This window comes from Aliivibrio sp. EL58 (genome assembly GCF_900312675.1).
Classification (GTDB): Bacteria; Pseudomonadota; Gammaproteobacteria; order Enterobacterales; family Vibrionaceae; genus Aliivibrio.
The window spans coordinates 583,679-609,004 of record NZ_OMPC01000009.1 but is presented as its reverse complement, the minus strand read 5'-3'; the positions used below and the strand labels follow the sequence as shown (position 1 = coordinate 609,004).

The 25,326-nt window shown below is 39.2% G+C and carries 19 protein-coding genes, 1 tRNA gene and 1 pseudogene; 14 read left to right on the top strand and 7 right to left on the bottom strand.

Features of this window, described 5'->3' with window-relative positions; genetic code table 11:
• Positions 1-159: 159 nt before the first annotated feature.
• From pheS to ED622_RS13660, 5 genes are all read left to right on the top strand, one after another.
• Complete coding sequence (pheS, locus tag ED622_RS13680; RefSeq protein WP_122034917.1) at positions 160-1,143, top strand: phenylalanine--tRNA ligase subunit alpha; 984 nt, start codon at positions 160-162, stop codon at positions 1,141-1,143.
• A 17-nt stretch (positions 1,144-1,160) separates the two neighbouring features.
• Entirely contained in the window at positions 1,161-3,548 is a 2,388-nt protein-coding gene (pheT, locus tag ED622_RS13675) for a phenylalanine--tRNA ligase subunit beta (RefSeq protein ID WP_122034913.1), read from the top strand.
• A gap of 523 nt (positions 3,549-4,071) precedes the next feature.
• Positions 4,072-4,368 (top strand): integration host factor subunit alpha, encoded by a 297-nt coding sequence (locus ED622_RS13670; protein WP_060990903.1) that lies wholly within the window; start codon positions 4,072-4,074, stop codon positions 4,366-4,368.
• Positions 4,369-4,563: 195 nt separating this feature from the next.
• Positions 4,564-5,577: a succinylglutamate desuccinylase gene (locus ED622_RS13665; protein WP_122034910.1), complete on the top strand. Its 1,014-nt coding sequence runs from the start codon at positions 4,564-4,566 to the stop codon at positions 5,575-5,577.
• Between the two features lie 86 nt (positions 5,578-5,663).
• Positions 5,664-7,445, top strand: a complete 1,782-nt coding sequence (locus ED622_RS13660) for a M3 family oligoendopeptidase (RefSeq protein ID WP_122034908.1) — start codon at positions 5,664-5,666, stop codon at positions 7,443-7,445.
• A 132-nt stretch (positions 7,446-7,577) separates the two neighbouring features.
• Here the strand turns inward: ED622_RS13660 and ED622_RS13655 are convergent, their stop codons facing one another.
• Entirely contained in the window at positions 7,578-8,060 is a 483-nt protein-coding gene (locus ED622_RS13655; RefSeq protein WP_045102132.1) for a YajQ family cyclic di-GMP-binding protein, read from the bottom strand.
• A 16-nt stretch (positions 8,061-8,076) separates the two neighbouring features.
• Positions 8,077-9,129 (bottom strand): 3-deoxy-7-phosphoheptulonate synthase, encoded by a 1,053-nt coding sequence (locus ED622_RS13650; protein WP_122034906.1) that lies wholly within the window; start codon positions 9,127-9,129, stop codon positions 8,077-8,079.
• Positions 9,130-9,338: 209 nt separating this feature from the next.
• Here ED622_RS13650 and ED622_RS13645 point away from each other — a divergent pair, with 209 nt between their 5' ends.
• The gene (locus ED622_RS13645) at positions 9,339-10,223 is read left to right on the top strand and encodes a putative PEP-binding protein (protein WP_122034904.1); all 885 of its coding nucleotides are present in this window, start codon (positions 9,339-9,341) and stop codon (positions 10,221-10,223) included.
• 79 nt (positions 10,224-10,302) lie between these two features.
• On the opposite strand, the gene ED622_RS13640 is transcribed toward ED622_RS13645, so the two are convergent.
• Entirely contained in the window at positions 10,303-11,655 is a 1,353-nt protein-coding gene (locus ED622_RS13640; RefSeq protein WP_122034902.1) for a hypothetical protein, read from the bottom strand.
• A gap of 89 nt (positions 11,656-11,744) precedes the next feature.
• Here ED622_RS13640 and ED622_RS13635 point away from each other — a divergent pair, with 89 nt between their 5' ends.
• Positions 11,745-12,593, top strand: coding sequence for a S1 RNA-binding domain-containing protein (locus ED622_RS13635; RefSeq protein ID WP_162922522.1), 849 nt, complete (start codon positions 11,745-11,747; stop codon positions 12,591-12,593).
• Positions 12,594-12,756: 163 nt separating this feature from the next.
• On the opposite strand, the gene ED622_RS13630 is transcribed toward ED622_RS13635, so the two are convergent.
• On the bottom strand, positions 12,757-14,310 hold the full coding sequence (locus ED622_RS13630) for a diguanylate cyclase (RefSeq protein ID WP_122034897.1): 1,554 nt from the start codon (positions 14,308-14,310) through the stop codon (positions 12,757-12,759).
• A gap of 197 nt (positions 14,311-14,507) precedes the next feature.
• On the opposite strand from ED622_RS13630, the gene ED622_RS13625 reads away from it, so the two are divergent.
• Positions 14,508-14,584: transfer RNA gene (locus ED622_RS13625), tRNA-Val, on the top strand.
• A 262-nt stretch (positions 14,585-14,846) separates the two neighbouring features.
• Entirely contained in the window at positions 14,847-15,860 is a 1,014-nt protein-coding gene (locus ED622_RS13620; protein WP_122034895.1) for a LacI family DNA-binding transcriptional regulator, read from the top strand.
• A 75-nt stretch (positions 15,861-15,935) separates the two neighbouring features.
• Here the strand turns inward: ED622_RS13620 and edd are convergent, their stop codons facing one another.
• Positions 15,936-17,735 carry a phosphogluconate dehydratase gene (edd, locus tag ED622_RS13615; RefSeq protein WP_122034892.1) on the bottom strand — a complete coding sequence of 600 codons (1,800 nt, stop codon included), beginning with the start codon at positions 17,733-17,735 and terminating at the stop codon, positions 15,936-15,938.
• Positions 17,732-18,268 carry a gluconokinase gene (locus ED622_RS13610; protein WP_122034890.1) on the bottom strand — a complete coding sequence of 179 codons (537 nt, stop codon included), beginning with the start codon at positions 18,266-18,268 and terminating at the stop codon, positions 17,732-17,734. The genes edd and ED622_RS13610 overlap by 4 nt, the downstream gene beginning before the upstream one ends.
• A 160-nt stretch (positions 18,269-18,428) precedes the next feature.
• Between ED622_RS13610 and ED622_RS13605 the strand changes: the two genes are divergently transcribed.
• The 5 genes and pseudogenes from ED622_RS13605 (at position 18,429) to ED622_RS13585 (ending at position 24,419) form a co-directional block, all read left to right on the top strand.
• Positions 18,429-19,805: a GntP family permease gene (locus tag ED622_RS13605; protein ID WP_122034888.1), complete on the top strand. Its 1,377-nt coding sequence runs from the start codon at positions 18,429-18,431 to the stop codon at positions 19,803-19,805.
• A gap of 9 nt (positions 19,806-19,814) precedes the next feature.
• Positions 19,815-20,423 (top strand): bifunctional 4-hydroxy-2-oxoglutarate aldolase/2-dehydro-3-deoxy-phosphogluconate aldolase, encoded by a 609-nt coding sequence (locus ED622_RS13600; RefSeq protein ID WP_122034886.1) that lies wholly within the window; start codon positions 19,815-19,817, stop codon positions 20,421-20,423.
• Positions 20,424-20,953: 530 nt separating this feature from the next.
• A pseudogene (locus tag ED622_RS20000) lies at positions 20,954-21,088 on the top strand (type I restriction enzyme endonuclease domain-containing protein); the annotation flags it as partial.
• 8 nt (positions 21,089-21,096) lie between these two features.
• Positions 21,097-23,103, top strand: a complete 2,007-nt coding sequence (locus tag ED622_RS13590; RefSeq protein ID WP_254052634.1) for an McrB family protein — start codon at positions 21,097-21,099, stop codon at positions 23,101-23,103.
• Positions 23,100-24,419, top strand: coding sequence for an McrC family protein (locus ED622_RS13585; RefSeq protein WP_122034884.1), 1,320 nt, complete (start codon positions 23,100-23,102; stop codon positions 24,417-24,419). Before ED622_RS13590 ends, ED622_RS13585 begins: the two co-directional genes overlap by 4 nt.
• 73 nt (positions 24,420-24,492) lie before the next feature.
• On the opposite strand, the gene ED622_RS13580 is transcribed toward ED622_RS13585, so the two are convergent.
• Complete coding sequence (locus ED622_RS13580) at positions 24,493-25,236, bottom strand: HAD-IIB family hydrolase (protein WP_122034882.1); 744 nt, start codon at positions 25,234-25,236, stop codon at positions 24,493-24,495.
• Between the last annotated feature and the right edge of the window lie 90 nt (positions 25,237-25,326).

The window sequence follows — 25,326 nt, the reverse complement described above, 5'->3', positions numbered from 1 at the left end:
GATAGGCGTTCTATGGCCATTTGGCTAAGAAAAGTACTTTTTTCTATTAGATCAGCTATTTTATCCAATTCAGTTTGGATTTAGCGCTGTGATTTATTACTATGTGCTGATATGTATTTTACTCGCAACGGATACCACCTATAAGTGGATGAGGAAACGATGCAACATCTAGACGAGATCATTGCCAATGCAACGGCAGAAATTGAACAAGCAGGCTCTTTAGTCGCTCTGGACGAAGTCCGTGTTCAATACTTAGGTAAAAAAGGGCATTTGACACTTCAGCTTCAAGGACTAGGTAAACTAGACCCTTCAGAGCGTCGTGAAGCAGGTCAATTGATCAATAAAGCAAAGCAAGCGGTTCAAGCGTTATTAGTTGAACGTAAAGACTCTCTTCAAACTGCAGAGCTTGAAGCGAAACTTGCTGCTGAAACTATCGATGTAAGCCTTCCAGGCCGTCGTATCGAGAACGGTGGTTTACACCCAGTTACTCGTACCGTTGAGCGTATTGAGCAATTCTTTGGTGAATTAGGTTTCAGCACTGAATCTGGCCCTGAAATTGAAGATGCATTCCATAACTTCGATGCACTAAATATTGCAGACGATCACCCAGCACGTACTGACCACGATACGTTCTTCTTTAACCCTGATCTAATGCTACGTACGCATACATCAGGTGTTCAGATCCGTACAATGGAAAATGGCAAACCACCATTCCGTTTCATCGCTCCGGGCCGTGTTTACCGTAACGATTACGATCAAACTCACACACCAATGTTCCACCAAGTGGAAGGTATGTTAGTTGATGAGAACGTTAACTTTGCACAACTTAAAGGTATTCTTCACGATTTCCTTTGTAATTTCTTTGAAGAAGAAGTTGAAGTGCGTTTCCGTCCTTCATTCTTCCCATTCACAGAACCTTCTGCTGAAGTTGATGTGAAGCGTAAAGATGGCAAATGGTTAGAAGTATTAGGTTGTGGCATGGTTCACCCTAACGTACTTCGCTCTGTTGGCATCGACCCTGAAAAATACTCAGGCTTTGCGTTTGGTATGGGTGTTGAGCGTCTAACTATGCTTCGTTACGGCGTAAATGACCTTCGTGCGTTCTTCGAGAACGACCTTCGTTTCCTTAAACAATTCAAGTAATTCGGGGCTAGAAATTTATGAAATTCAGTGAATCTTGGCTACGCGAGTGGGTTAAACCTGCTATTAACAGCGAAGAGCTAGCTCACCAAATCACAATGGCTGGTTTGGAAGTTGATGAAGTTGCACCTGTTGCTGGTGAGTTCACCGGTGTTAAAGTAGGTAAAGTGGTTGAGTGTGGTCAACACCCAGACGCAGACAAACTTCGTGTAACTAAAATTGATATCGGCGAAGAAGAGCTTTTAGACATCGTTTGTGGTGCATCTAACTGTCGTCTTGGCCTAACGGTTGCTGTTGCGACGGTTGGTGCTGTACTTCCTGGTGACTTCAAAATTAAGAAAGCAAAACTACGTGGTGTTCCATCACACGGTATGCTTTGTTCTTTCTCTGAGCTAGGTATTGATGTTGAATCTGACGGTATTTTAGAATTACCTGAAGGCTCTACATTAGGTATGGACGTTCGTGAGCTACTTGAGCTTAATGACGTTGCTATCGATGTTGACTTAACAGCAAACCGTGCTGACTGTTTCAGCATTCGTGGTTTAGCTCGTGAAGTGGGTGTACTTAACCGCGCAGACGTAGTTGAACCAACGATTGAAGCAGTAGCAACAAGTATTGAAGATACGGTTTCTATTGAAGTTAAAGCAACTGAAGCGTGTCCACGTTACCTTGGTCGTGTAATCAAGAACGTAAATGCAAAAGCTGAAACACCAATCTGGATGCAAGAGAAACTGCGTCGTTGTGGTATCCGTTCAATCGATGCGATTGTTGATATTACAAACTACGTAATGCTTGAGCAAGGCCAACCAATGCACGCGTTTGATCTGTCTAAGATCGATGGCGGCATTGTGGTTCGTATGGCTGAACAAGATGAGAAACTAACTCTTCTTGATGGCAACGAAGCGAAGCTAAACAACAATACATTAGTTATTGCAGACCAAAACAAAGCACTAGCAATCGCTGGTATCTTTGGTGGTAAAGAGTCTGGTGTAACGACTGAAACAACTGACATCATGCTTGAGTGTGCATTCTTCGCACCTGATCACATCCGTGGTCGTGCTCGTGCATACGGTCTACACACTGATTCTTCTCTACGTTTTGAGCGTGGCGTTGACTCTACATTACAAGCAACAGCGATGGAGCGTGCAACACAGCTTCTTGTTGAACTTTGTGGTGGCGAAGTAGCTCCTATCTCTGCTGCAGAATCTGATGCCGATCTTCCAACAGCAAACACAGTTGAATTACGTCGCAGCAAGTTAGATGGCCTATTAGGTCATCACATCCCATCAACAGATGTGGTTGAGATCCTTACTCGTCTAGGTTGTTCTGTTGAAAGCACTGACACAGGTTGGAGAGCAACATCTCCATCATGGCGTTTTGATATTGCAATCGAGCAAGACCTAATTGAAGAAGTAGGTCGTATCTACGGTTACAATAACATTCCAAATCAAGCACCTGTTGCTGCACTAAACATGAACGATCACAAAGAAGCAAACCAACCGCTTAAGCGTGTTCGTGATCTTCTTGTTGACCGTGGTTACCACGAAGCAATTACTTACAGCTTCGTAGAGCCTGAGCAACAAAAACTGATCGTGCCTGAAATTGAGCCGTTAATTCTGCCATTCCCAATTTCAGCAGATATGTCAGCAATGCGTCTAAGCCTATGGACTGGTTTGATCAACACCGTTGTTCATAACCAAAAACGTCAGCAACCACGTGTTCGTTTATTCGAATCTGGTCTGCGTTTTATTCCTGAAGAATCAGCAGAAAACGGCATGCGTCAAGAAATGATGCTTGCTGGTATCATCGCTGGTACTCGTGGTGAAGAACACTGGGATATCGCAACTAACACGGTTGATTTCTTCGACCTTAAAGGCGATTTAGAAGCGGTTCTTGAATTAACTGCTAACGAATTAGCGTACGAGTTTAAAGCGGCTAAACACCCAGCACTTCATCCAGGCCAAACAGCAGCTATCGTTGTTGGCGGAAAAGAAGTTGGTTTCATCGGTACAGTACACCCAGAGCTAGAGCGTAAGTTTGGCTTGAACGGTCGTACAATCATGTTTGAAATCGAGTGGGATGCAATCAATACTCGCGTTATCCCTGAAGCGGCAGCAGTATCTAAGTTCCCTGCAAACCGTCGTGATATCGCAATCGTTGCAGACGAAGCAATTGCTTCTGGTGACATCGTTGCTGAATGTTTAGCATCAGGTGGCGAGCTATTAACTAGCGCTAAACTGTTCGATGTGTACCGTGGTCAAGGCGTTGAAGACGGTAAGAAGAGTCTTGCAATCGCACTGACACTTCAATCAGTTGAACGTACGCTAGAAGAGGCTGATATCACTTCAGCTGTTGACGCTATCGTTGCAGCAATTGGTGAGAAGTTCTCAGCAACATTGCGTGACTAATTAGCAGCGAACACTGAATAAATAAAGTAAACCCAGCATTGAGCGATCAATGCTGGGTTTTTTATTATTAGTCAAAACTAAAGTTCATAATTCAAGCTCAGTATATAATTCTGAAACAAAAGACAATTTTTGTGTTTAGTTATTGTCGCTCTAAAATTTGCCTAAAACTAACTTGTTCACAATCAAATAGATGCCTTATTTTCAATTCTATTAATAAATATCTGCGTGGTATCACAAATTTACATACAGACAAATGAACTAAAAAAGGCGAAGTAACTAGTGTTAAATACCAAATCAACAACTTAGCTTAGGTGGATGTAAGATATCTTAATGTAAATAGCTTATAAATTTGATCGCTATCTCATAAATAGTGCATGATTTTTAAGAAAAAAGTTGGCGAAAATCAGATGGTTGGCATACACTGTCCTTAGTTGATGCAATGTTAAGTCGTTGTTCTAACAATTCAGTTTCCGGTTGCAGTAAATACTGTAACTATCTCTAACGTAACCTGAGGGTAGTTTTTATGGCACTCACTAAAGCTGATTTGGCTGAGACCTTATTTGAAAAAGTTGGATTAAGTAAACGCGACGCCAAGGAAACGGTAGAAGTATTTTTCGAAGAGATTAAGCAAGCTCTAGAGAGTGGTGAGCAAGTGAAATTATCTGGTTTTGGTAATTTTGACTTACGCGAAAAGAGTGAGCGACCTGGACGTAACCCAAAAACTGGGGAAGATATTCCAATTTCTGCACGCCGAGTTGTTACATTTAAACCGGGTCAGAAACTGAAAGCTCGTGTTGAGAGTCTACCGGTAGAAAAATAATCTTGCCATCTTGAGCTAAGAAAAATGAAAGCTGTATAACATTAATCTGTTGTGCAGCTTTTTTATTATCTATATATCCTAAATCCGATATAAGCGATGTTTGAACTCACACAAATGTTGTTATCTTGTTATTTTATTGTGTTACTAGTGGTACAGTTTTTTGGTTGAATATATTACCAAGGAAGAGAAGTACCAATGGATCATATTTCATTTATTCAAAATACATTAGATTTATCTATCCCAGTAAAAGAAGAGGCTTGGCAACTTGCTAACGGGACTCATGTCATTTTACACAGTCGTGGCGTGGTGGAGTTTGTTCCTGAATTGGATTTTGAACCTCATCGAGCCATCGTGCTTTCATCAGGTATTCATGGTAACGAAACCTCACCAATAGAGCTGCTTGATCAGATCATTGCAGATATACAAAGTGGGAGGGTATCACTTTCTCAGCCTTGTTTATTCATCTATGGTCATCCCGCGGCAACTCACCAACACACTCGTTTTATTGATACCAACCTAAATCGACTTTTTAGCCACCATCAAGATGAAAATAAAGATATTGTTGAAATCGACTTAGCCAATCGTTTAATGAGAAGCGTGGATAGCTTTTTTACCAAACATAATGCAAAAGAAAAATGGCATTTAGATTTACACTGCGCTATTCGTTCATCTCAGCACTATACCTTTGCGATACACCCATACAATCAACATTATAAGCGCTCAGAGCCATTATTAGATTTTCTATCACGCAGTAAAATAGAAGCCTGTTTATACGCAGAAGCGTCAGCGTCCACGTTTAGTTGGTACAGTGCAGAGCATCATGGCGCTCATGCCGCAACCGTTGAGCTTGGTAAAGTATCAAAAATGGGGGAGAACGACTTAACCTTACTTTCTGAGTTTAACGAAGCATTAAGAGATTTGATCAGTCACGCTGATTATTTTGAGCAGGCGTCATCTGATTCGACATTGATAGAATACCAAGTCACTCGAAGCATTATGAAACAAAGCGATCAATTTACGTTTCATTTCCCTAGTGATCTCGCTAATTTCACGTCATTTACTGAAAATGACTTACTTGCTACCGATGGCGATGTGAAATATACCGCTCAAGCCGGAGGAGAAAGCGTGGTCTTTCCTAATGCCAATGTAGAAAACGGGCATCGAGCGTGCTTATTGGTTCAAAAAATTGAGAAAAGTAAGACGAATTAACTCAAAAGATGAGATCAATTCAGAGGCGCTGTTATCAGTCTAAATCAATTGCTATGATGATGAAAACAAAATAAAAGGACACAATCATGACTGCACCAAGTTGGGATCTCTCTATTGCCTTCCAATCCCTTAATGATCCAAAGTTAATAGACACGATAGCGTCTATTGAACAGTGCATTACAGATTTTTCTGGTAGTGACATTACTTTAGACGTTAACGATTTACAGCAAGCGATTATTGAAAAAGAGTCGATTTCAGTGCAATTGGCAACCGTAGCGAGTTATGGGAATTGCATTGCTTCTGTCGATGCTTCAAACGCACAAGCCAAAGCGTTAGTGAACCAAATGACTAAGTTATCTTCTGATCTTTCACAAGCCTTCAGCCCGTATTTAGATGCGATTGTGAATGCACCAACGGAGTTGTTTGAATCAGTATTATCGTTGAGTGAAGATCTAGAAGCACAACGCTTCTTATTAGAAGAAGAGAGAAAACTAGTCGCAACACGATTAAGCGTGAAAGAAGAGCAATTACTGTCAGCCATGAGTGTGGATGGTAAAAATGCCTGGGGCCGTTTATACGACAATATTACAGGCTCCATGAAAGTGACCCTGCAACTTTCTAATGGCACTGATGAAACGATGGGCTTATCACAAGCTGCTAGTATTTTATATGGCAGTGATACGCTTCGTAGAGAGCCTGCCTGGCGTGCAATACAACTAGCAATGGCACAGAAAAAAGAAAGTTTTTCGGCTATCTTAAATGCGCTAGCGGGCTGGAGATTAACGGAATATAAAAAACGTAGCGCCATAAATAGCGTGCATTTTCTTGAGCCGAGCTTACATGGCAGCCGTATTGAGCAAGCCACACTTGATAGCATGATGTCGGTAGCGAAAAAGAATCGTGAAGTTGGCCAAAAAGCAGGGCGCTTAATGGCGAAGATGTTTGGGACTGAGCAGTTAACCCCTTGGGACCAACTTGCCTCTATGCCCCCGCTTATTGGAGAAGCCTCTCAGTACAGCTTTGATGAAGCGATTGATATCATTAAGGATGCATTTGCAGGCGTTTCGCAAGAGATGACCGATTTTGTTGATTTGATGGTAAAAAATGGTTGGATAGATGCCGCGCCACAAGAAACAAAACGTCTTGGTGCTTACTGTACTAAATTTGCTGACTCTAGAACGCCATTGGTCTTTATGACATGGGGCAATAGCATGTCAGATGTATTAACGCTCGCGCATGAGCTAGGCCACGCCTTCCATAATTGGGTGATGCGAGACATGCCGTTGTGTAAAACTAAATACCCAATGACGTTGGCAGAAACCGCATCGATCTTTGCTGAAAACGTTGTTCGTGATGCATTACTGGCTAAAGCAAAAACCAAAGAAGACAAAATTGAAATGCTATGGGAAGAGTTATCTTCTGCGCTAGCACTTACGATTAATATTCCTGTTCGCTATGAGTTTGAAAAAGCGTTTTATGAGCAGCGATCAAATAAAGAACTAGGACCAGAACAATTATCTCGTTTGATGGGAGACACCTGGACGGAATGGTATGGAGACTCGATGTCTGAGCCTGATCCTCTATTTTGGGCAAGTAAACTGCATTTTAGTATTCCAGAAGTAAGTTTCTATAACTACCCATACTTGTTCGGTTACTTATTCAGTATTGGCGTGTACGCACAACGAGAAGCAAAAGGTGAGCACTTCTACACTGATTACGTGAGTTTACTGCGTGAGACTGGCTCTATGAGAGCTGAAGAGGTGGTTCAAAAGCATTTGCAGATGGATTTAACCCAAGAAACGTTTTGGCAGCAGAGCTTAGATAGAGTAAGCCAACAAATTGATGAGTTTGAACGATTAGTCAGCTAATTTTAAACTAGAGCCCAATGAACACTATAATCGAAAATAATAAAAAAGCGCCTCACTGATAAACAGTAGAAGCGCTTTTTTTATATCTATCAAACAGCAATGTTTTTTAGATAATTACTCTATGAAACTTGATTAGTCACGGAAGTTCGTGAACTGGAAAGGCTGACCAAAGTCACCTTCACGAACAAGTGCCATCGCCGCTTGAAGATCATCACGGTTCTTACCAGTAATGCGAAGTTGTTCGCCTTGGATTGCCGCTTGCACTTTAATTTTTGATGCTTTGATCTCTTTTACTAATTTCTTAGCGATAAGGGTATCAACACCTTGTTTAAAGTCGATGTCTTGGTAAAAGTTCTTACCAGAGTGAACGGCGTCTTTAATGTCCATAGAACGAGCATCAACGCCACGTTTAGCAAGGTTACCACGTAGGATATCTACTAACTGAGACAGTTGGAAATCATCTTCGGCTTTAATCTTGATGTTTTCGCCTTTAAGTTCAAAGCTTGCGTCAACGCCACGAAAATCGAAACGAGTAGCTAATTCACGAGTAGCATTATCTACCGCATTTTTTAGTTCAACATTATCAACTTCAGAAACGATATCAAAAGCAGGCATAGTTTAAATCCTTAAATTAACGAGATGTTTTAATAGTATTTGATAACATGTCTAACATAGTCACGGTATCTTCCCAGCTTAGGCATGGATCAGTAATAGACTGGCCATAAGTTAGGTTATTCAAATCAGTCATTGGTTGGTTGCCTTCAATAATGAAGCTTTCAGCCATAATACCAACAACTTTATTGCTGCCAGACTCGATTTGAGCACAAATATCTTTGGCTACATCAAGCTGACGACGATGTTGTTTCTCACAGTTTGCGTGGCTAAAATCAACAATAAGATGAGGCGGCAAATCAACCCCTTCTAAACGTTGGCAAGCATCGGTAACTGAATCAATATCAAAGTTTGGCTTGTCGCTACCACCACGTAAAATCACATGGCCAAATGGGTTACCCGCAGTGCGGTATACCGTCATACGACCTTGTTTATCAGGAGAGTAGAAGAAATGCGAAGCCTTAGCAGCACGAATAGCATCCATCGCAATTTGCGTGTTGCCATTAGTACCATTCTTAAAACCAACCGGACAAGATAGGGCAGATGCCATTTCACGGTGAATTTGAGATTCAGTCGTACGTGCGCCAATAGCACCCCACGTAATAAGATCTGAAATATATTGACCCGTGATCATATCTAAAAACTCAGTAGCCGTAGCTAAACCCAGTTTATTAATATCAAGTAACAGTTTACGAGCTTTATGTAAACCCGCTTCAAGTGCATAACTGCCATCAAGATTAGGATCAGTAATTAAGCCTTTCCAACCCACAATCGTGCGTGGTTTTTCAAAGTAAGTACGCATAACGATGAATAGCTCATCTTTATACTGATCTTGAATATTGGCTAAGCGCTGTGCGTAATCCAGTGCTGCTTCTGTATCATGAACAGAGCATGGACCCACAATAACTAAAAGACGTTTATCTTTGCCAGTTAAAATTGCTTCAACCTGTGCGCGAGATTGCTCAATATGTTCAGCAACATCGTCGGTAATAGGGTGAGCAGTCGTTAGCTCAGCGGGTGTTGGCATTGGCCCTAAAGGCTGAGTACGAAGTTCATCTGTTTGAAATGGCATAGTGTCGCCTGTTAATTCTTTAATACACCTGAGTAAGATAACGGAAAATTAAAATGGATGAAACCCAAAATTTTTATAGAAAGGCAGAACAGTAAAGAAAAGTTAACGTATTGTATCTTTTAGACTTGAGTTGTTGCTCATGTATCGGTATGTTCAACATAAATAACATTAAATAATGAAAACGAATTACTGAGTTTATTGGAGCAAGCATGACGGATACTATTTTACCAACGCTAACACGCATGGCGAGTTTGCCTTCTTATCAATCACAAAACGATTCAGAAGCATCACTGTATGTTTCAATTGCTGGATTAATTCAAGAACATTTATTTTATCACCCAAAAGCTGTGATTAAAGCACTAGCGATGAGTGATATTGATGCACAGAGTCTAGCTGCTATTATTGAAGGCGCAACAGATGGTAAAGCACACTTTGTTGATACGTTAGCAGATGTGATTTTAGCGGCTACCAATGAATCAACCAAAGAGATCAAAATCTTGTTCTCTGACGCTGACAGCGCGGCATTTGCAGGCTTACTTGCAGGTCAACTTGAAGCAACAGAAGCAAATCCTATCATGGGCGTTCGTGGTGTAACTCGTTTTGCCTCTGAGGCAAGTTCTGAGCAATTTGCTTTAGAGTGTGCAGTGATTAAGAAAGTCATGGCAGCAACCACAGCAAGTGTACAAATTGTCGTTCCATTCGTACGTAACTTAAGTGATGCAGCAACCATTATTGACCGCTTAGCTATTTATGGCTTACCACGAGGCTTAAATGGCCTTAAAGTGCATTTCGTTTGTGATGTACCAGCCGCAGCATTAATGGCAGATAAATTATTGCAATACTTTGATGGATTGGTTGTAAACGTAGATACACTAACTCAATTCACTCTCGGTGTAGATAAGCAAAATGAAGCGTTAGAGCATCACTTTGATCCACAAAACGATGCTGTACTTCATCTTGTTGGGCATGCGATTCAAGCAGCTAACAAAGCAAATAAACCAGTGGTTACTACGATTGATGAGCTTGCTCAAAACCCAAGAGTTCAAGACTTACTTGATCAGTTAAATGCAACAGACGTTGTTGTCACTGCATAATTTAACGTATCAATTTAGAACATAAAAAAACGCCTTTAGTGTAAAGCTAAAGGCGTTTTTATTGAGTTGATATAAATTATTAGTCTATTTTAATCTTTTCAATATCAATAATTTTAGAGCGGTTAACCACAATTTTCCAACGGTGTAGCTGGGTACTGTAATCATCCATGGTTTCACGCACAATTAAATTAATTAAGTGACGCTTCTCAACCGACTCTTTCGTGACTTGCCCCTCGTTTAAGTGGTAGATCTTTTGAGAGCCTTTTTCCATTAAACGTGCGATAGGGCGTAGATCGATCAGCATCGTTTCGCGGGTTTGTTCATACCCACTCATAAACTTAGTAATTGCCATTTTAGTTTGGCTTTTATAAGAGAGAACGACTTCTTCACGTTGAACCACACGGTTTTTACGCAATTTCTGAATGTCACTGTCTAGCTCTGAGAACGTCATGTAATCAAGCCACTCTAGCTTTCTTCCCACATAAGTATTGGTGGTAGGATCAAGATAGCGTTTACGCCATTTAGGTTGCCCTTTACGGATCCAGCGCCACATTACATCACGCAAGTCATCTTTAAAGACCTCACGCATGGCATAGATAAATGAAATCGCAAAGATGAAAGAGGCGGTGATTTCACCCAGAAACCCACGCGCTTGGATCACCATTAATGATACAAAGATCATCACAACTGCTGTTGCTCCGCCTTTAACCATTCGCTTGATATGTTTACCAAGGGCTAAGTTCTTTTCTTTAAGTACGATAGGGAACTCGATTAAACGACGTAACAGACGCATCTTATTTGACATACGCGTCATGTCTTCTCGAGCTTTACTTGAGTTATAACTCTTATCTAAACGGTGCAGTGCTTCTTGCTCACAGATATCAACAAGGCGCTCTTTAACCAGCTTATAATCTTCATTTCTTGGCATATGAGCAAGTAAAGAAAGAAAACGCTGTTCAGTGTACCAAGATAAATAGTTATCGATATTGGCGTAGTAGCGCTTTAACGTGTCGTCATAAGGTACGTTACGTCGTAACTTTCTGAGGATATCAATTGCCAGAACGATTGCATCATCAACTTCTTGATGAGTGATATCGTCCCGAGAAGTATCATTAAGCTGCTGTACGGCTTTCTCTAAAGCGAGAGCGTATTGATAAGCGTATAAACTCAAACTTAAACGATATTGTTCAGTAGACAGACGGCCACGTTGCGCGAGACGAGAGTGCACAAGGGGGAGGTGATTTTTATCACTGAAATACGTACGCTGGCTCTGAATTGAGTTGTAGTAAAACTCTGATTCAGAAACCATGTCTTTGTTTAAACCAAGCTCGCCGGGAATGAAAAGATACATTTCCAGTTCATGTTGCTTAGATTCTTCAACGATATGTGAGATTTTTAGTGATAAGCCATCTTTCTTACCAACTGTAATCACAGGAAATTCCTATAAAAATGGTAATTCATACAGCAAGCATATCAGAGTTCAGGTATAATCGCCGAGTATTTTATTTAGGAATTGAAGTAATGATTAAAATTGGTCAAATCAACAAATTAGAAGTAACAAAAGCTGTAGATTTTGGTGTCTTTTTAGATGGCGATGATTATGGTTCTATTCTTCTTCCAAGTCGTTTTGTTCCAGAAGGCACAGAAGTAGGCGAAGCGCTTGATGTGTTTATTTATCTTGATTCAGAAAATGAAGTGGTTGCTTCAACAGAAACACCAAAAGCACAAGTAGGTCAGTTCGGTTTAATGAACGTAATTGGCACAAACAGCATTGGTGCTTTCGTTGATTGGGGTATTGCTAAAAAAGACTTATTAGTTCCATTTAGTGAGCAACGTGGCCGCTTAAACGAAGGTCAAAATATCCTTGTATATGTATACATTGATAAAGCATCTAGTCGTATTGTTGGTACAACTCGTTTTAACAAGTGGTTGGATAATACACCTGCGAATTATGAGAAAGGTCAGCAAGTAGATATCTTAATTGCAGAACGTACTGATCTTGGCTACAAAGCAGTTATCAATGGCGAGCATTGGGGTTTAATCTTCCATTCAGATGTATTTGGTAAGCTTTTCATTGGTAAGCAACTTAAAGCGTTCATCGCAGAAATGCGTGAAGACGGTAAGATTTCACTTTCTCTACAACGTCCAGGCGTAGCACGTATGGATGATTTAAGTGAAAAAGTTATCGCAACGTTAGAGAAAAAAGAAGGCTTCTTACCTCTAACAGATAAATCATCTCCAGATGCGATCTTTACTGAATTTAGAACAAGTAAAGGTACGTTTAAAAAGACAATTGGTGGTTTATATAAAGCGGGTAAAATTACTATTGAAAAAGATGGTATCTACCTAGTAGCCGCTAAATCTGAATAAAACAGATAATTGCCCTAAAAAATAGCCCGTAACGATTCCTGGTTACGGGCTTAGGGAAACGGCTCGATGAGCCTTGCGCTAATTTAAATGGAGAACATACTTTATTTAGCGTAGTACAGCATCAATACTTGTCCAGTTTTCCCCTCTATCTTTCATATCTTATTTATAACTCTTGGTAATGAACAACCTTATTACGGCCCGTATTTTTTGCGTGGTATAGCGCTTTATCTGCTTGATCAATCACATCATCTAACAACACGTTTGGCTTATTTATCGTTGTTATGCCAGCACTTAATGTGATCTTCTCATGTAACGTATTGTATTGATCGATCTTTTGACGTACTTGCTCAGTAAAGCGAATCGCGTGTTTTGGATCACTAATGGTTGTAAATAATACAAATTCTTCACCACCATAGCGTGCCGCTAAAATATGTGGGTATTGTGAAATAGCTTTACCTACAATCGCAATAATTTTATCACCAACAATATGACCATAAGTGTCATTAATGCGTTTAAAGAAATCAATGTCTAATAAGATAATAGAGTAGGGAGTAAACGTTGTAGGGTGATGCTTATCACTGATCAGCTTTGATGCCATATCATGAAATGCCCTGCGATTTAGCAACCCAGTTAAATAGTCACAATTAAGGACGTTAACTAGTTTATTATGACGATGATTAAGCAGAAGCAATAGAACGATGATGATCGTAGTTAAGCTTAAAATCAGTGCTAGTGAACTATATAACAACGTATTTGTTGGGCGGTTAAGCTCATCACGAGAGATCCCCGAGACAATTGCCCAATCTAGATATGGATAATAGATATATAGAACATCTTTTTGATAGGTGTTGTTATCCATTGTTATTGTATAAGTGTAATCTTCAACAGTAGCCGCATGAAACGTCGCTTCTGATGAGCCGTTAATTAAATTCATTTGTAAGCTATGACGATTAGCAGATTGTCGGATTTTTTTAAGTAAACCATCCGCGTTTTCACCAATCAAGCTGCGTATGTTCTCACCTTCATAGCTAGGGTGAAGGATAAGCTCACCAGTTAAGTTAATTACGTAAACATAGCCTGTTTTACCATACTGATATTTACTTAACTTATCTTTTAAGATGGTTTTATCTATAAAGTGTAGAAACTCATCTTTATAAGCACTTGCCGAGATAACATAATCAAGCTCTTCTACATAAATAGAATAGGCCAGTTTTCTGCGTGGCTTCTCTTCTCCTGGGTTAGTCCATAAATACTCAACAAAGTGATCATCATTATCGATTTGCTCTTGAATATGACGATACTCACTGACATTACGGCCCTGAAAAATAGGGTGGAACACTAATTGTCCCTTAGAATTTAATACATAAGGGTAGCCAGTATCCCCAATTTTATTGGAGTTAATGTACTTTTGAATTAGCGCTGTCTTCTGCTCTTGTGTCAGCGAGGGGGATTTTTGAATTTGAGTAATAAACTTAGCAGAAGTGAGTACAATCCCTCGCAAATAGCGCTTTATTGATTCATTGAGGGCAGTATCCACAATATCGTAGCTGGCTTCAATAGAGTTGTTGAACGCTTTAAATGAAGAGGTTCGGATCGTTTTCTCGACAGATTGAAAACTTTGAATGCTAAAAGTTAGCGAGATAATCGCAATGCCAACAAGTAATAGAACTAGAATAGGCTGTAAGAATTTTAGGTGATGAAAACGAGATTGAGGCATGAGATAAATCCTTTTAACGGTATGGTGATTCTATTTTAAAAGGAGACAACTAGCAAGCTGAGCTGTTTTTGAACAGTTTGAATAATAAATAGTCAAACGATTGATAATAATAAAAAAAGGCTTGCAGAGATAAAAAGAACTCGATATTATCCATCTCGTTCTCAAGGAGAAGTCAATTACTTCCTGGTTAACGATTTGCCCGCTTAGCTCAGTTGGTTAGAGTACTTGCATGACATGCAAGGTGTCACTGGTTCGAGTCCAGTAGCGGGCACCATATTCGTTCTTTATGAACAAGCAAAAAAGCCCACCTAGTGTGGGCTTTTTTGTGCCTGTAATTCCTTGTTTTATCAATAATTAATGACGATGAATTGAGGGACTCATATATTGTTAGTTTGATTGAAAGATTAAACGAGTATGGTTATGTATTAGGATTTATATGTTAATTTGTAGACAGAGTATCTAAATAATAAGTAACTTATTGAAATCAAGAGATACAACTGCTTTACTTGTTACAAGTAACATTGATTGAGATTTTTATGAGCAGTTTACATACACAACGAAAAACACGACCGACATTGCAAGATATTGCTGATCGCGTTGGTGTAACAAAAATGACAGTGTCTAGATTTATCCGTGATCCTAATTCGGTTGCAGAAAAGACTCGTGAAAAAATATCCGAAATAATTAATGAGCTTGGTTATATTCAAAATCGAGCGCCAGCAATGTTATCTAAATCTTCCAGTAAAGCAATTGGCATCCTTCTCCCATCTTTATCTAATCAAGTTTTTGCCAATTTAGTTCAAGGTATTGAACAAGTAACAAAACAGCGTGGCTACCACACACTTATTGCACATTGTAATTACAGTGAATTAGAGGAAGAAGAGCAAATCGCTTTTTTACTTTCTTATCAGGTAGATGGCTTAATTCTTACCGAAACAAAGCACACTGAAAAAACACGCCAAATGTTGAGATCTGCGGGGGTACCTGTTGTCGAAACTATGGAGCTGCCAGAGCAACCGATTGATATGGCTGTAGGGCTAAATCATATGGAAGCCGCTTATCATGTGATTAATAAAATGATAGCGAATGGAAAGCGTCATATTATGTATTTCGGCGCTCGACTGGATACTCGAACTAAGTTACGAATGGAAGGGTATGATAAAGCAATGCTAGAAGCAGGATTAACCCCTCAGCATGTTTTGACGGACGAACATTCAAGTTTTACCTTAGGTGGTGAGTTACTCCTGGATGGCCTTAAACAAAATCCTGAGCTTGATGGTATTTTCTGTACTAATGATGATATTGCGATTGGAGCGATGATGGAGTGCGCTAATAAAGGAATATCAGTGCCTGATCAGATTAGTATTGTAGGTTATAACGCCTTAGATATAGGCCAAGCTATCTCACCAAAGTTGGTCAGTGTTGATACACCACGCTTTGAGATTGGAAAGAAAAGTGCAGAATTACTATTAGATGCATTAGCAGGAAAGAGGCAGAAAAATAGTCTTGTAGATATGGGGTTCTCATTAACACTTGGTGAGAGTCTGTAATAAAAGAACAAAAGGGGAGTTATTATTAAATAACTTCCCTTATTACATAGTTTAGGTTATTGCTCTAACTTAGAGTCAATTATATAAGAATGATGCGCCTTGATCTGCACTTGAGACGTTATCTCTAAATACTTTAAAAATATCACGTCCCCATGTTTGTTGGCTCTTTTCAGTATCTAGTGTTGCTGCACTTCTTTGTGTTGTATCTGAAAGGTTCTCGACTGTACCTGTTGTCGCATCTAGTCGAATAATGTCACCATCTTTAATTAACCCAATAGCGCCACCACGTAAAGCCTCAGGTGAAACATGGATTGCGGCTGGAATTTTACCAGATGCACCTGATAAACGACCATCAGTAACTAATGCAACTTGGTATCCTGATTTTTGGATGTTTCCTAGAATAGGCATCAGTTTATGAAGCTCTGGCATTCCGTTAGCCGCAGGACCATTGAAGCGAACAACAACAACGCAATCTTTATTTAACTCACCACGTTTATAGGCAGCTTCTACGTCATGTTGGCAATGGAATATTTTAGCAGGAGCTTCGATAATTCTATGCAGCTCAGAAACCGCTGAGACTTTAATTACCGCTTGTCCAAGATTGCCTGATAATACTTTAATGCCGCCAGAAGATTGAAAAATATGGCCTGATGGGGCGATTACTTCAGGGTCGGTAGTTTCACCACAGTCGTGCCATTCAAGTATGTCATCTACTAATATTGGGCGTTTCATGCAATCAGTAAAATCCCCGAAAGCAGGTAAGGCATCAGTGTTTAATAATCCAAGTTCATTCAAGCGCTTCATTAGCATTGGAACGCCACCAGCTTGCTCAAATTCATTGATATCAGCTGATCCGTTAGGATAAACATTGACTAATAATGGAACCACATCAGATAAATCACTGAAGTCTTCCCATGTAAGGTGAATTCCAGCCGCTCGCGCCATAGCGACAAGGTGAAGGGTATGATTAGTACTACCGCCAGAGGCAAGTAACGCCACTACGCCATTTACGACACTTTTTTCGGTTACGACGTCACAAAGAGGGCGGTAATTTGATGAATCTGCCGTCATAGAAGCGATTCGAATAGTCGCATGCTCAGTTAATGCATCACGAAGTTCGGTATGAGGGGGAACAAAAGCAGAGCCAGGTAACATTAAACCCATTGCTTCAAATACTAATTGGTTCGTATTGGCAGTGCCATAAAAGGTACAAGTTCCAGAAGAATGATAAGAGCCACATTCCATGTCTAATAATGCATTGCGATCAACTTTCCCTGCTGCGTACTTTTGACGAATATCGACTTTTTCATCGTTAGTCACGCCCGTAGACATCGGTCCTGCAGGAATGAAAGCGGTAGGTAGATGTGCGTAAGTTAGGGCGCCCATAAGTTGTCCAGGTGCAATTTTATCGCAGATACCTAGTAATAAAGTACCATCGAACATATTATGACTAAGTGAGAAGGCGGTTGCTTGAGCAATTAAATCTCGTGAGAAAAGAGACATATCCATGCCTGCTTGTCCTTGTGTGACACCATCACACATAGCGGGCACACCACCTGCAATTTGTGCAGTATGTCCGTAATTTGCTAGAGCTTGTTTAATTTTATCTGGGTAGTTCTTGTAAACCTGATGAGCACTCAACATGTCATTGTAAGCTGTAATAACAGCCAAATTTACACGAGTTAAGTTTAAAATATTTTCTTTTTCAGTAGAGCAAGAAGCCGCTACCGCGTGTGCCAAATTACCGCAAGAAAGTGACGCTTTTCCTTTTCCACTAAGTTTTTGTGCTTCTATCTTTGCCATAAAAGCAGAACGAAGAGGCTTGCTTCGCTCTATAATTCGTTGAGTTACGGATAGGATTGTATTATTAATCATACGGTTACCTTTATGTTGTTGCGTGTCGTTAGCGCATGTAATGCAGTGATAGAGTTGCTAACTACGTCATCAATGTCAGTATCAATATCAACAACAGCGACTTGGTCTTCATTATCAGGGCGCTCTAATGTATTGAATTGGCTCTCAACCATGTTTGATTTCATAAAGTGGCCTTTGCGTGCAGCCATACGACTCATAATTAGATCAAAACTGCCATCAAGAAAAAGAAAGGTCACATTTTTATTACCATCACGGATCTGATCGCGGTAGCTTTTCTTTAATGCAGAGCACACAATAATACCTTGCTCATTCTTACTTTCTAAGCTGAATGCTGCATCGCGAATACGTTCTAGCCAAGGCTTACGATCATCGTCATTAAGTGGCTCACCACGTGACATTTTTAGAATGTTGGCTTTAGGATGGAGATCATCCCCATCAATAAATTTTGCACCAAGGCGTTGTGCTATCTTTTCGCCAATAGTGGTTTTACCACTAGCACATACACCCATAACGATAATGCTATTACTACTCATACCTGACTCCTGTTTAGTAATTTGAGCGAGCTCTCATTTTTGATAGATACTGACAAATTTGACTTTAACTTATTTAAGTTACGGGTAACATGTTACCCGTAACCTTTGGGGCTGTAAACTAAAAACAACCAATAAAATAGACAATATTTAGGTGAATAAAATGGAATTAATTAGTCAAAGTAATGATCCGGTTTACTTATTAACAATAGCGGTATGTTCAATTGTTGCTTTGTTAGTATTAATAATGAAGTTAAGAATCCACGCTTTTGCAGCACTAACATTAGTGAGTTTAGGTACGGCTTTAGCTGCAGGTGTTTCAGTCGATAATGTAGTACCTACAATGATGTCTGGTTTTGGCGGAACGCTTGCATCAGTTGCTCTACTTGTTGGTCTAGGGGCAATGATAGGTAAGATATTAGAAGTGACGGGTGGGGCAAAAGTACTCGCCGATACATTAATCAATCGCTTTGGGGAAGATAAAGCCCCATTAGCATTAGGTGTTGCTTCTTTATTGTTTGGCTTTCCAATATTCTTTGATGCTGGCCTGATTGTAATGATGCCAATCATTTTTAGTGTAGCAAAACGTTTTGATGATTCTCCAATAAAATATGCTTTACCTTCTGCTGGTGCATTTGCGGTAATGCATGCCTTTGTTCCTCCTCATCCAGGACCTGTTGCTGCCTCTGAGTTACTAGGTGCTGATCTGGGTTTACTACTGATGATAGGTATTCTTGTTGCTATTCCAACATGGTACTTTGGTGCGTATTTATTTGGCTTGTATGCAGGTAAAAAATTCAACATCCCAATGTCAAAAGGGATATTTGGAACTGATGCTATTATCGATGAAGATAAATTACCTAAGTTCGGTACGGTGCTTGCGATCCTTGTAATGCCAGTTTTTCTTATCTTTATGGATACAGGGTTAAACACATTAACGGTTGCAGGTGTTATTGAGGGCAAAACTCCGCTTGTTGAATTTTTACGTATGCTAGGTAAGACACCAGTAGCACTTCTGATTACTCTACTTACCTGTTTAGCAGTATTTGCTAAAGATTACGGAATGAAGCAATTAGAAAAATTATGTGGTGACTCTCTCGCTCCAATCTGTGCTGTTATCTTAGTAACGGGCGCTGGTGGTATGTTTGGTGGGGTCCTACGTGCAAGTGGTATTGGTGAGGCGCTTGCAGGTGTTTTATCTGACACAGGAATGCCAATCATTGTTGCTGCGTTTTTAATATCTACCTGTCTACGTGTTGCACAAGGTTCAGCAACGGTTGCACTTACTACAACGGCGGCACTTATTGCCCCAATCGTTGCTCAAACAGTGGGATTAAGTCAATTTGATTTATGCTTCATTGTTATCGCAATTGCTGGTGGTGCAACGGTATTGTCTCACTTCAACGATTCAGGCTTCTGGTTGGTTTCTCGTTTACTTGATATGGATGAGAAAACAACACTTAAAACATGGACAGTAATGGAAACATTATTAGGAACAATCGCATTTGTGATTGTAGCTGCGCTAAGCGTTATTTTATAAGGTTAAAAAATGAAAACTATTGAACAACGATTAAAAGAAATAAAAATTGTCCCTGTAATTGCAATTAACAGTGCAGATCAGGCGTTACCATTAGCAAAAGTATTAATGGAAAATGGCCTTCCTTGCGCAGAGGTAACATTCAGAACGGAAGCGGCTGTTGAATCAATTCGTTTAATGCGTGAAGCTTACCCAGATATGCTGATTGGTGCAGGTACGGTATTAACAGCAGCACAAGTTGATCAAGCTATTGATGCTGGTGTAGATTTTGTTGTAAGCCCAGGGTTTAACCCAACCACAGTGAAATACTGTCAACAACGTAACATGCCAATTATTCCTGGAGTGAATAACCCAAGCTTAGTAGAGCAAGCAATGGAAATGGGATTAAAAACACTCAAGTTTTTCCCAGCTGAGCCATCTGGCGGTATCTCAATGTTAAAAGCATTGACGGCGGTTTATCCTGTCAGCTTTATGCCAACTGGTGGTGTAAGTCCAAGTAACGTAAATGATTACTTAGCGATTAAATCGGTTGTTGCTTGTGGTGGTACTTGGATGGTTCCGACAGATTTAATGGATAAGGGCGATTGGGATAGTATTGCTGAATTGATTAAAGCACTGTAAATAAAATAATGTTAGATAAAACTCACGATAGCCTCTATCGTGAGTTTTTTTGTTTTTATAAGGATTACTAGATAGCGGCAACATATACGTAGCACAATATGTGCAGAAGGAAGACACATATTGAAATAAGCTAAATAGAACTCATAGCCAAGCTACTTCTAGCATGGTCTTCATCTCAACTTTTACAATTAACCCTTCAAAAAAACTCACTATATCAATAATTTCTCCCTAACTTAATGTACAATGAACCGCATGAAGTTTTGTATACTTTGAAGGTAGAAACAACAAAATGAGAAGTAAACGTTATGGCTAAGGCTCCAGCAAAAAAAAAAGCGCCTAAAGCTAAACTAAGTAAAGGCTTTAAGAAACTCTGTGAGATAACTGCGTGGCAGCGTTGAATCATCAGAATACAAACATGTGGTATTGAGTTTTGTTTCTTAATATTCGTCAGTGGTACATTTAAAAAACGTCGTCAACAATTTATTGATAACGGACAAGATGCCTTTGTTGAAATGGAAGCCTTCTATCAACAAGACGATATTAAAGCTTCGCTAAAAGTAGAGCTAACCATATTGCTGCATGAGTTTGATTATCCGCCAGTCAGCTTTGATGATGTGAATATGGGCGTGTTAGAGCAGGCAGAGAATTTTAAGAAGAATAGGTGATTACAGGGATGATAGATAAAGTTTATGTATATGGCATTGGTAATGAAGAATACTCAATGGATGTTATTTATAATGAGATAGTCGAAGGCTCTCCCAAAGTTGGAGATCTCTTTTTTCTTTTTAAAGTAATTAAGCCTCGAGGCATAGTCGCTAAAGCGGAAGTTATAAATCTTTATGATGATGGAAGTATTCAATTTAAAATAAATGAAAGCCGCAATAAAGATAGTTTTGTATCTGAGCTGTTACTTCAGCATCAGTATCCTCGTTATGTATGGCCTAAAAGAAAATCTTATATACCGCATGATGCGATTGTTTCATATGCAGATCTTAATCAACTCTGGGATGAGTCTAGAAATAAACATCCTGTAGTTCAAATGCTTAACCAATTTAAAGTTAATAAGGATCCTAATAGCTGGTATAAGAAGTATGTGGATTTTGTAGCATGGTTTAAAGAAGCTCGTGTAAATCTTACTGACGAAAATGTAATAAAAATATGGTCTGACGCAGATGCTATATCGAGTATAGCGCCTCAAAGAATTAAGCCAGAACAGTGTATTGAAAATATATCAGTGTTACGTAAAATAGTTGAGAAAATAATAGAGTCCCCAACGCCTACTACCCATAAAGAAATTAAAGATTTATGGAGAAATGATACGACCTTTAATTTAGTGTTACATGTAGCAATAAATCGTATCTTTGCAATGAATGACTCACATAGATTTACTTCAATTGTTAGTGAAGGTAAATATTTCAAGAAGCTATACCAAGAATTAATACCATATCTTGATATAACAATGAAATATGACAATTGGGTAGAAAGTAATATAGCACTTAAAGAAGCTCTTAATTCTTTATTCAATATTGATGATGTTGAGCTTAATACATTACTTTGGGAGTTAGCTGATTACTTGGAAAATGGAGGGCGTACTGAAGTTCAGATAGAAAATACTAACAATCAAAAATCAACGCTAAATGAAACTAAGCCAATATTTAAAGTTAGAGAAAATATTAAATGCTCACCTCTCAATCAAATCCTTTACGGTCCTCCGGGAACAGGTAAAACATACACGACAATCAATAAAGCCTTGCAGATTGTAGCTCCTGATTTTTATCTTGAGAATAAAGATAACCGTGAAAAACTAAAAGCTCGCTTTGACGAACTCTTGAATAATAATCGAATTGGATTTGTGACTTTCCACCAAAGCTTCAGCTATGAAGATTTTGTTGAAGGCCTTAAAGCATCAACGACAGAAGATAAGCAGATTAGCTATGATGTTGAAGATGGTATCTTTAAAAGTATGTGTAATTCAGTAAGTGAAAAACTATTAACTAATATCAATGAAAAGCGAGTTCTCATTATCGATGAAATAAACCGAGGTAATATCTCTAATATCTTTGGTGAGTTAATTACATTGATTGAACCAAGTAAGCGTAGTGGTGGCTCGGAATCTTTGTCTGTGAAATTACCGTATTCAAAAGAAACGTTTTCTGTACCATCAAACTTGCACATCATAGGTACGATGAATACCGCAGATAAATCACTGGCGCAGCTTGATATCGCACTTCGTCGTCGCTTTGAATTTGTTGAAATGATGACAAATTACGAGTTACTTAAAGGAATTTCAGATATCGAAGGTATTAACGTTGCTAAGCTTGTTAAAACCATGAATCAACGTATTGAATTATTGTATGACCGAGAGCATACGATTGGTCATAGTTTCTTTTTACCGTTACTTGGTAATCCAAGTCTACAATTATTAGCAGAGATCTTTGAGTTACAGATCTTACCGTTATTAGAAGAGTACTTCTTTGAAGATTGGGAACGTGTAGGGCAAGTACTTGGTGATCATTTAAAAGATAATCATGATCTACGTTTTATTGTTGAACAATTTGGTAATAGTGAGATTGCTGAGTTAATGGGTGATGATTGGGAAGTGCAAGGAATACAGCCTTATTGCCGTAATCAGGAAGCATTTAAAAACCCTCAAGCGTATATCGGTGTTTATACTCGATGATAAGCACAAAGAGCAATCCTATTGTTAAGGTGCGTGAGTTTGGTTTGTTGCTCAATGGGGGCGAAAAATCTGACATTGATTGCCATTCAATCAAGAAAAAAGCATTTGAATGGTTATTAATGAACGGACAAAGTGCTAATGAAAAATCTGTTGAATTGGTTAGAGTCAAAAAATACGGTAAAGAGATAGCGCTTCAAGTGGTTAACTATGTTGGAGTGATAGAAACGCCATGTGGCACTCGTATTGAGATTCTACCTAAGATATCAGAACAACATGATTCAGAGGTTGCGAAGAAAATATTATTAAAAATGCTTTCAACGGTAAACAAACTGTCTATGCAGCAATTTGAGGAATCTTCTTTAAAAACAGTAAAGCAGCCATTGTTTGAGGTTCTGATAGGGTATTTTTTAAAAGAGGTCGCTGATGTTGTTAAACGCGGTATTCGTAGTGAATATAAACGTGTAGAAGCAAAAACACCGTATTTGAAAGGGCAACTTCAAACATCAAAGCAGCTTCGTGAGCGTCCGGGGTGCCAAAATCGGTTTAACGTATCTTATGACCAATTTTCCTCTGACCGATCAGAAAATAGATTAATATATTCAGCATTGAAGCAAGTGCTTAAATGGACGAAGAGCAATGAGAATCATCGTTTAGGTAAAGAGTTGCTATTTGTTTTTGATGAGATCCCATTATCATCGAATTATTCTTTAGATTTCAGAAAGTGGTCTGTTGATCGCTCGTTAGTTCACTATCGTAGTGTGAAACCATGGTGTGAGTTAATTTTGAGTTATCAATCTCCAATTGCTTTGTCTGGTTCGCATAAAGGTATTTCGTTTTTATTTCCAATGGAAACTCTGTTTGAGCGATATGTGGCGATAAAACTACAAAAAGCTCTGCCGTTACATTTGAAGTTAAAAACACAAGCAAGCAGTCAATCTTTAGTTTCTCATACTCCAGCTAATGCAGAGAAAGAGCAGGGTTGGTTTAAACTAAAACCAGACCTTGTCATTAGTGAAAAGAAAACCAATAAAGTGGTTTGTGTCGCTGATACTAAATGGAAGCGGATATACGAGAGTCAAGGAACTGCTAAAGATAAATACGGAATAAGCCAAGCCGATATGTATCAAATGTTTGCTTATGGTCATAGATACTTAGAAGGCGAGGGAGTGCTGTATTTAATTTATCCGAAGCATTCTCAGTTTAATAATTCATTAGAACCATTTAAGTTTAATGAATCATTAATGGTTAAGGCAGTAGCGTATGATTTAGATTCTGATAAGTGTAATAATTCTTTATTTAACGAACGTAGAAATTAATGATAGAGCAGCTATCAAGTGGCACCTTCTTTAGGTAAAAATTTCCCTACGTTAACATTGATATTGATGAATGCTATTTCGCCATTTCTTCGACCGCATTATTTTGCCAGTATATTAACCCTTCTAATACGCCTTCTGCATGGGAGGCATTGCTTGTATATACGTGCTCTAGCGCAGACAAATGAGCAACTTCGGTATAATGGTTTGCGACTAAAATGGCGTTAATACCTGGCATGGTTAGCATGCTAGTATCATTGGCTGAATCTCCGGCGACACAAATTTCTTCAGCAGTTAGATTGTATTTTTGCATGATGTAGTGAATGGCACTGGCTTTGTTTATCCCTTTTGGCGTGATATCAAGAAACCAGTCATGAGAATAGGTGATATCGACATCAATTGAGTGTTGTGTAAGTGCTGTTGCAATTGTTGAATATTGCTTGTGATTAAGTTGTCCCTCAAAAGTGATCTTATAATCGCCTTGATGCGATGGGTTACACTCTCCTAAAAACGTGATGTCTTGCAAAGCGGTTTGTATTGCCGATTTATTCCATCTTGTTTGCAATTGGTGTTGCCAGCGTTCATCTGCAATTAAATCATAGTCATAATTAATACGTGTGCCAATATCACTAATAATACACCGTGGTTTTGGGTAGTTATGCGTAGTTAATCCTTCTTTAATAGAGGGCAACGTTCTACCCGTAGCAATAATAAAGTGCAGTTCTGGTTGTGTATCTAGGTACGCTGAAAATTGGTCTACACCCAGTGATGAGCCGCCATTAATCGTACCATCGAAGTCGCAAACTAGCATTTTTATCATGGTGATTACCTATTTGTTGGTGTCGAATATTTGCGTCAGTAGATGAATGTATTCTAAGCCTTTTTTATTGGTCAATAGCCGTGTTTAGTG

What these genes read in the sequence shown, in the direction of transcription:
- pheS (WP_122034917.1), top strand. Translation starts at nt 160, where the DNA reads ATGCAACATCTAGACGAGATCATTGCCAATGCAACGGCAGAAATTGAA.
- pheT (WP_122034913.1), top strand. Translation starts at nt 1,161, where the DNA reads ATGAAATTCAGTGAATCTTGGCTACGCGAGTGGGTTAAACCTGCTATT.
- ED622_RS13670 (WP_060990903.1), top strand. Translation starts at nt 4,072, where the DNA reads ATGGCACTCACTAAAGCTGATTTGGCTGAGACCTTATTTGAAAAAGTT.
- ED622_RS13665 (WP_122034910.1), top strand. Translation starts at nt 4,564, where the DNA reads ATGGATCATATTTCATTTATTCAAAATACATTAGATTTATCTATCCCA.
- ED622_RS13660 (WP_122034908.1), top strand. Translation starts at nt 5,664, where the DNA reads ATGACTGCACCAAGTTGGGATCTCTCTATTGCCTTCCAATCCCTTAAT.
- ED622_RS13655 (WP_045102132.1), bottom strand. Translation starts at nt 8,060, where the DNA reads ATGCCTGCTTTTGATATCGTTTCTGAAGTTGATAATGTTGAACTAAAA.
- ED622_RS13650 (WP_122034906.1), bottom strand. Translation starts at nt 9,129, where the DNA reads ATGCCATTTCAAACAGATGAACTTCGTACTCAGCCTTTAGGGCCAATG.
- ED622_RS13645 (WP_122034904.1), top strand. Translation starts at nt 9,339, where the DNA reads ATGACGGATACTATTTTACCAACGCTAACACGCATGGCGAGTTTGCCT.
- ED622_RS13635 (WP_162922522.1), top strand. Translation starts at nt 11,745, where the DNA reads ATGATTAAAATTGGTCAAATCAACAAATTAGAAGTAACAAAAGCTGTA.
- ED622_RS13630 (WP_122034897.1), bottom strand. Translation starts at nt 14,310, where the DNA reads ATGCCTCAATCTCGTTTTCATCACCTAAAATTCTTACAGCCTATTCTA.
- ED622_RS13620 (WP_122034895.1), top strand. Translation starts at nt 14,847, where the DNA reads ATGAGCAGTTTACATACACAACGAAAAACACGACCGACATTGCAAGAT.
- edd (WP_122034892.1), bottom strand. Translation starts at nt 17,735, where the DNA reads ATGATTAATAATACAATCCTATCCGTAACTCAACGAATTATAGAGCGA.
- ED622_RS13610 (WP_122034890.1), bottom strand. Translation starts at nt 18,268, where the DNA reads ATGAGTAGTAATAGCATTATCGTTATGGGTGTATGTGCTAGTGGTAAA.
- ED622_RS13605 (WP_122034888.1), top strand. Translation starts at nt 18,429, where the DNA reads ATGGAATTAATTAGTCAAAGTAATGATCCGGTTTACTTATTAACAATA.
- ED622_RS13600 (WP_122034886.1), top strand. Translation starts at nt 19,815, where the DNA reads ATGAAAACTATTGAACAACGATTAAAAGAAATAAAAATTGTCCCTGTA.
- ED622_RS13590 (WP_254052634.1), top strand. Translation starts at nt 21,097, where the DNA reads ATGATAGATAAAGTTTATGTATATGGCATTGGTAATGAAGAATACTCA.
- ED622_RS13585 (WP_122034884.1), top strand. Translation starts at nt 23,100, where the DNA reads ATGATAAGCACAAAGAGCAATCCTATTGTTAAGGTGCGTGAGTTTGGT.
- ED622_RS13580 (WP_122034882.1), bottom strand. Translation starts at nt 25,236, where the DNA reads ATGATAAAAATGCTAGTTTGCGACTTCGATGGTACGATTAATGGCGGC.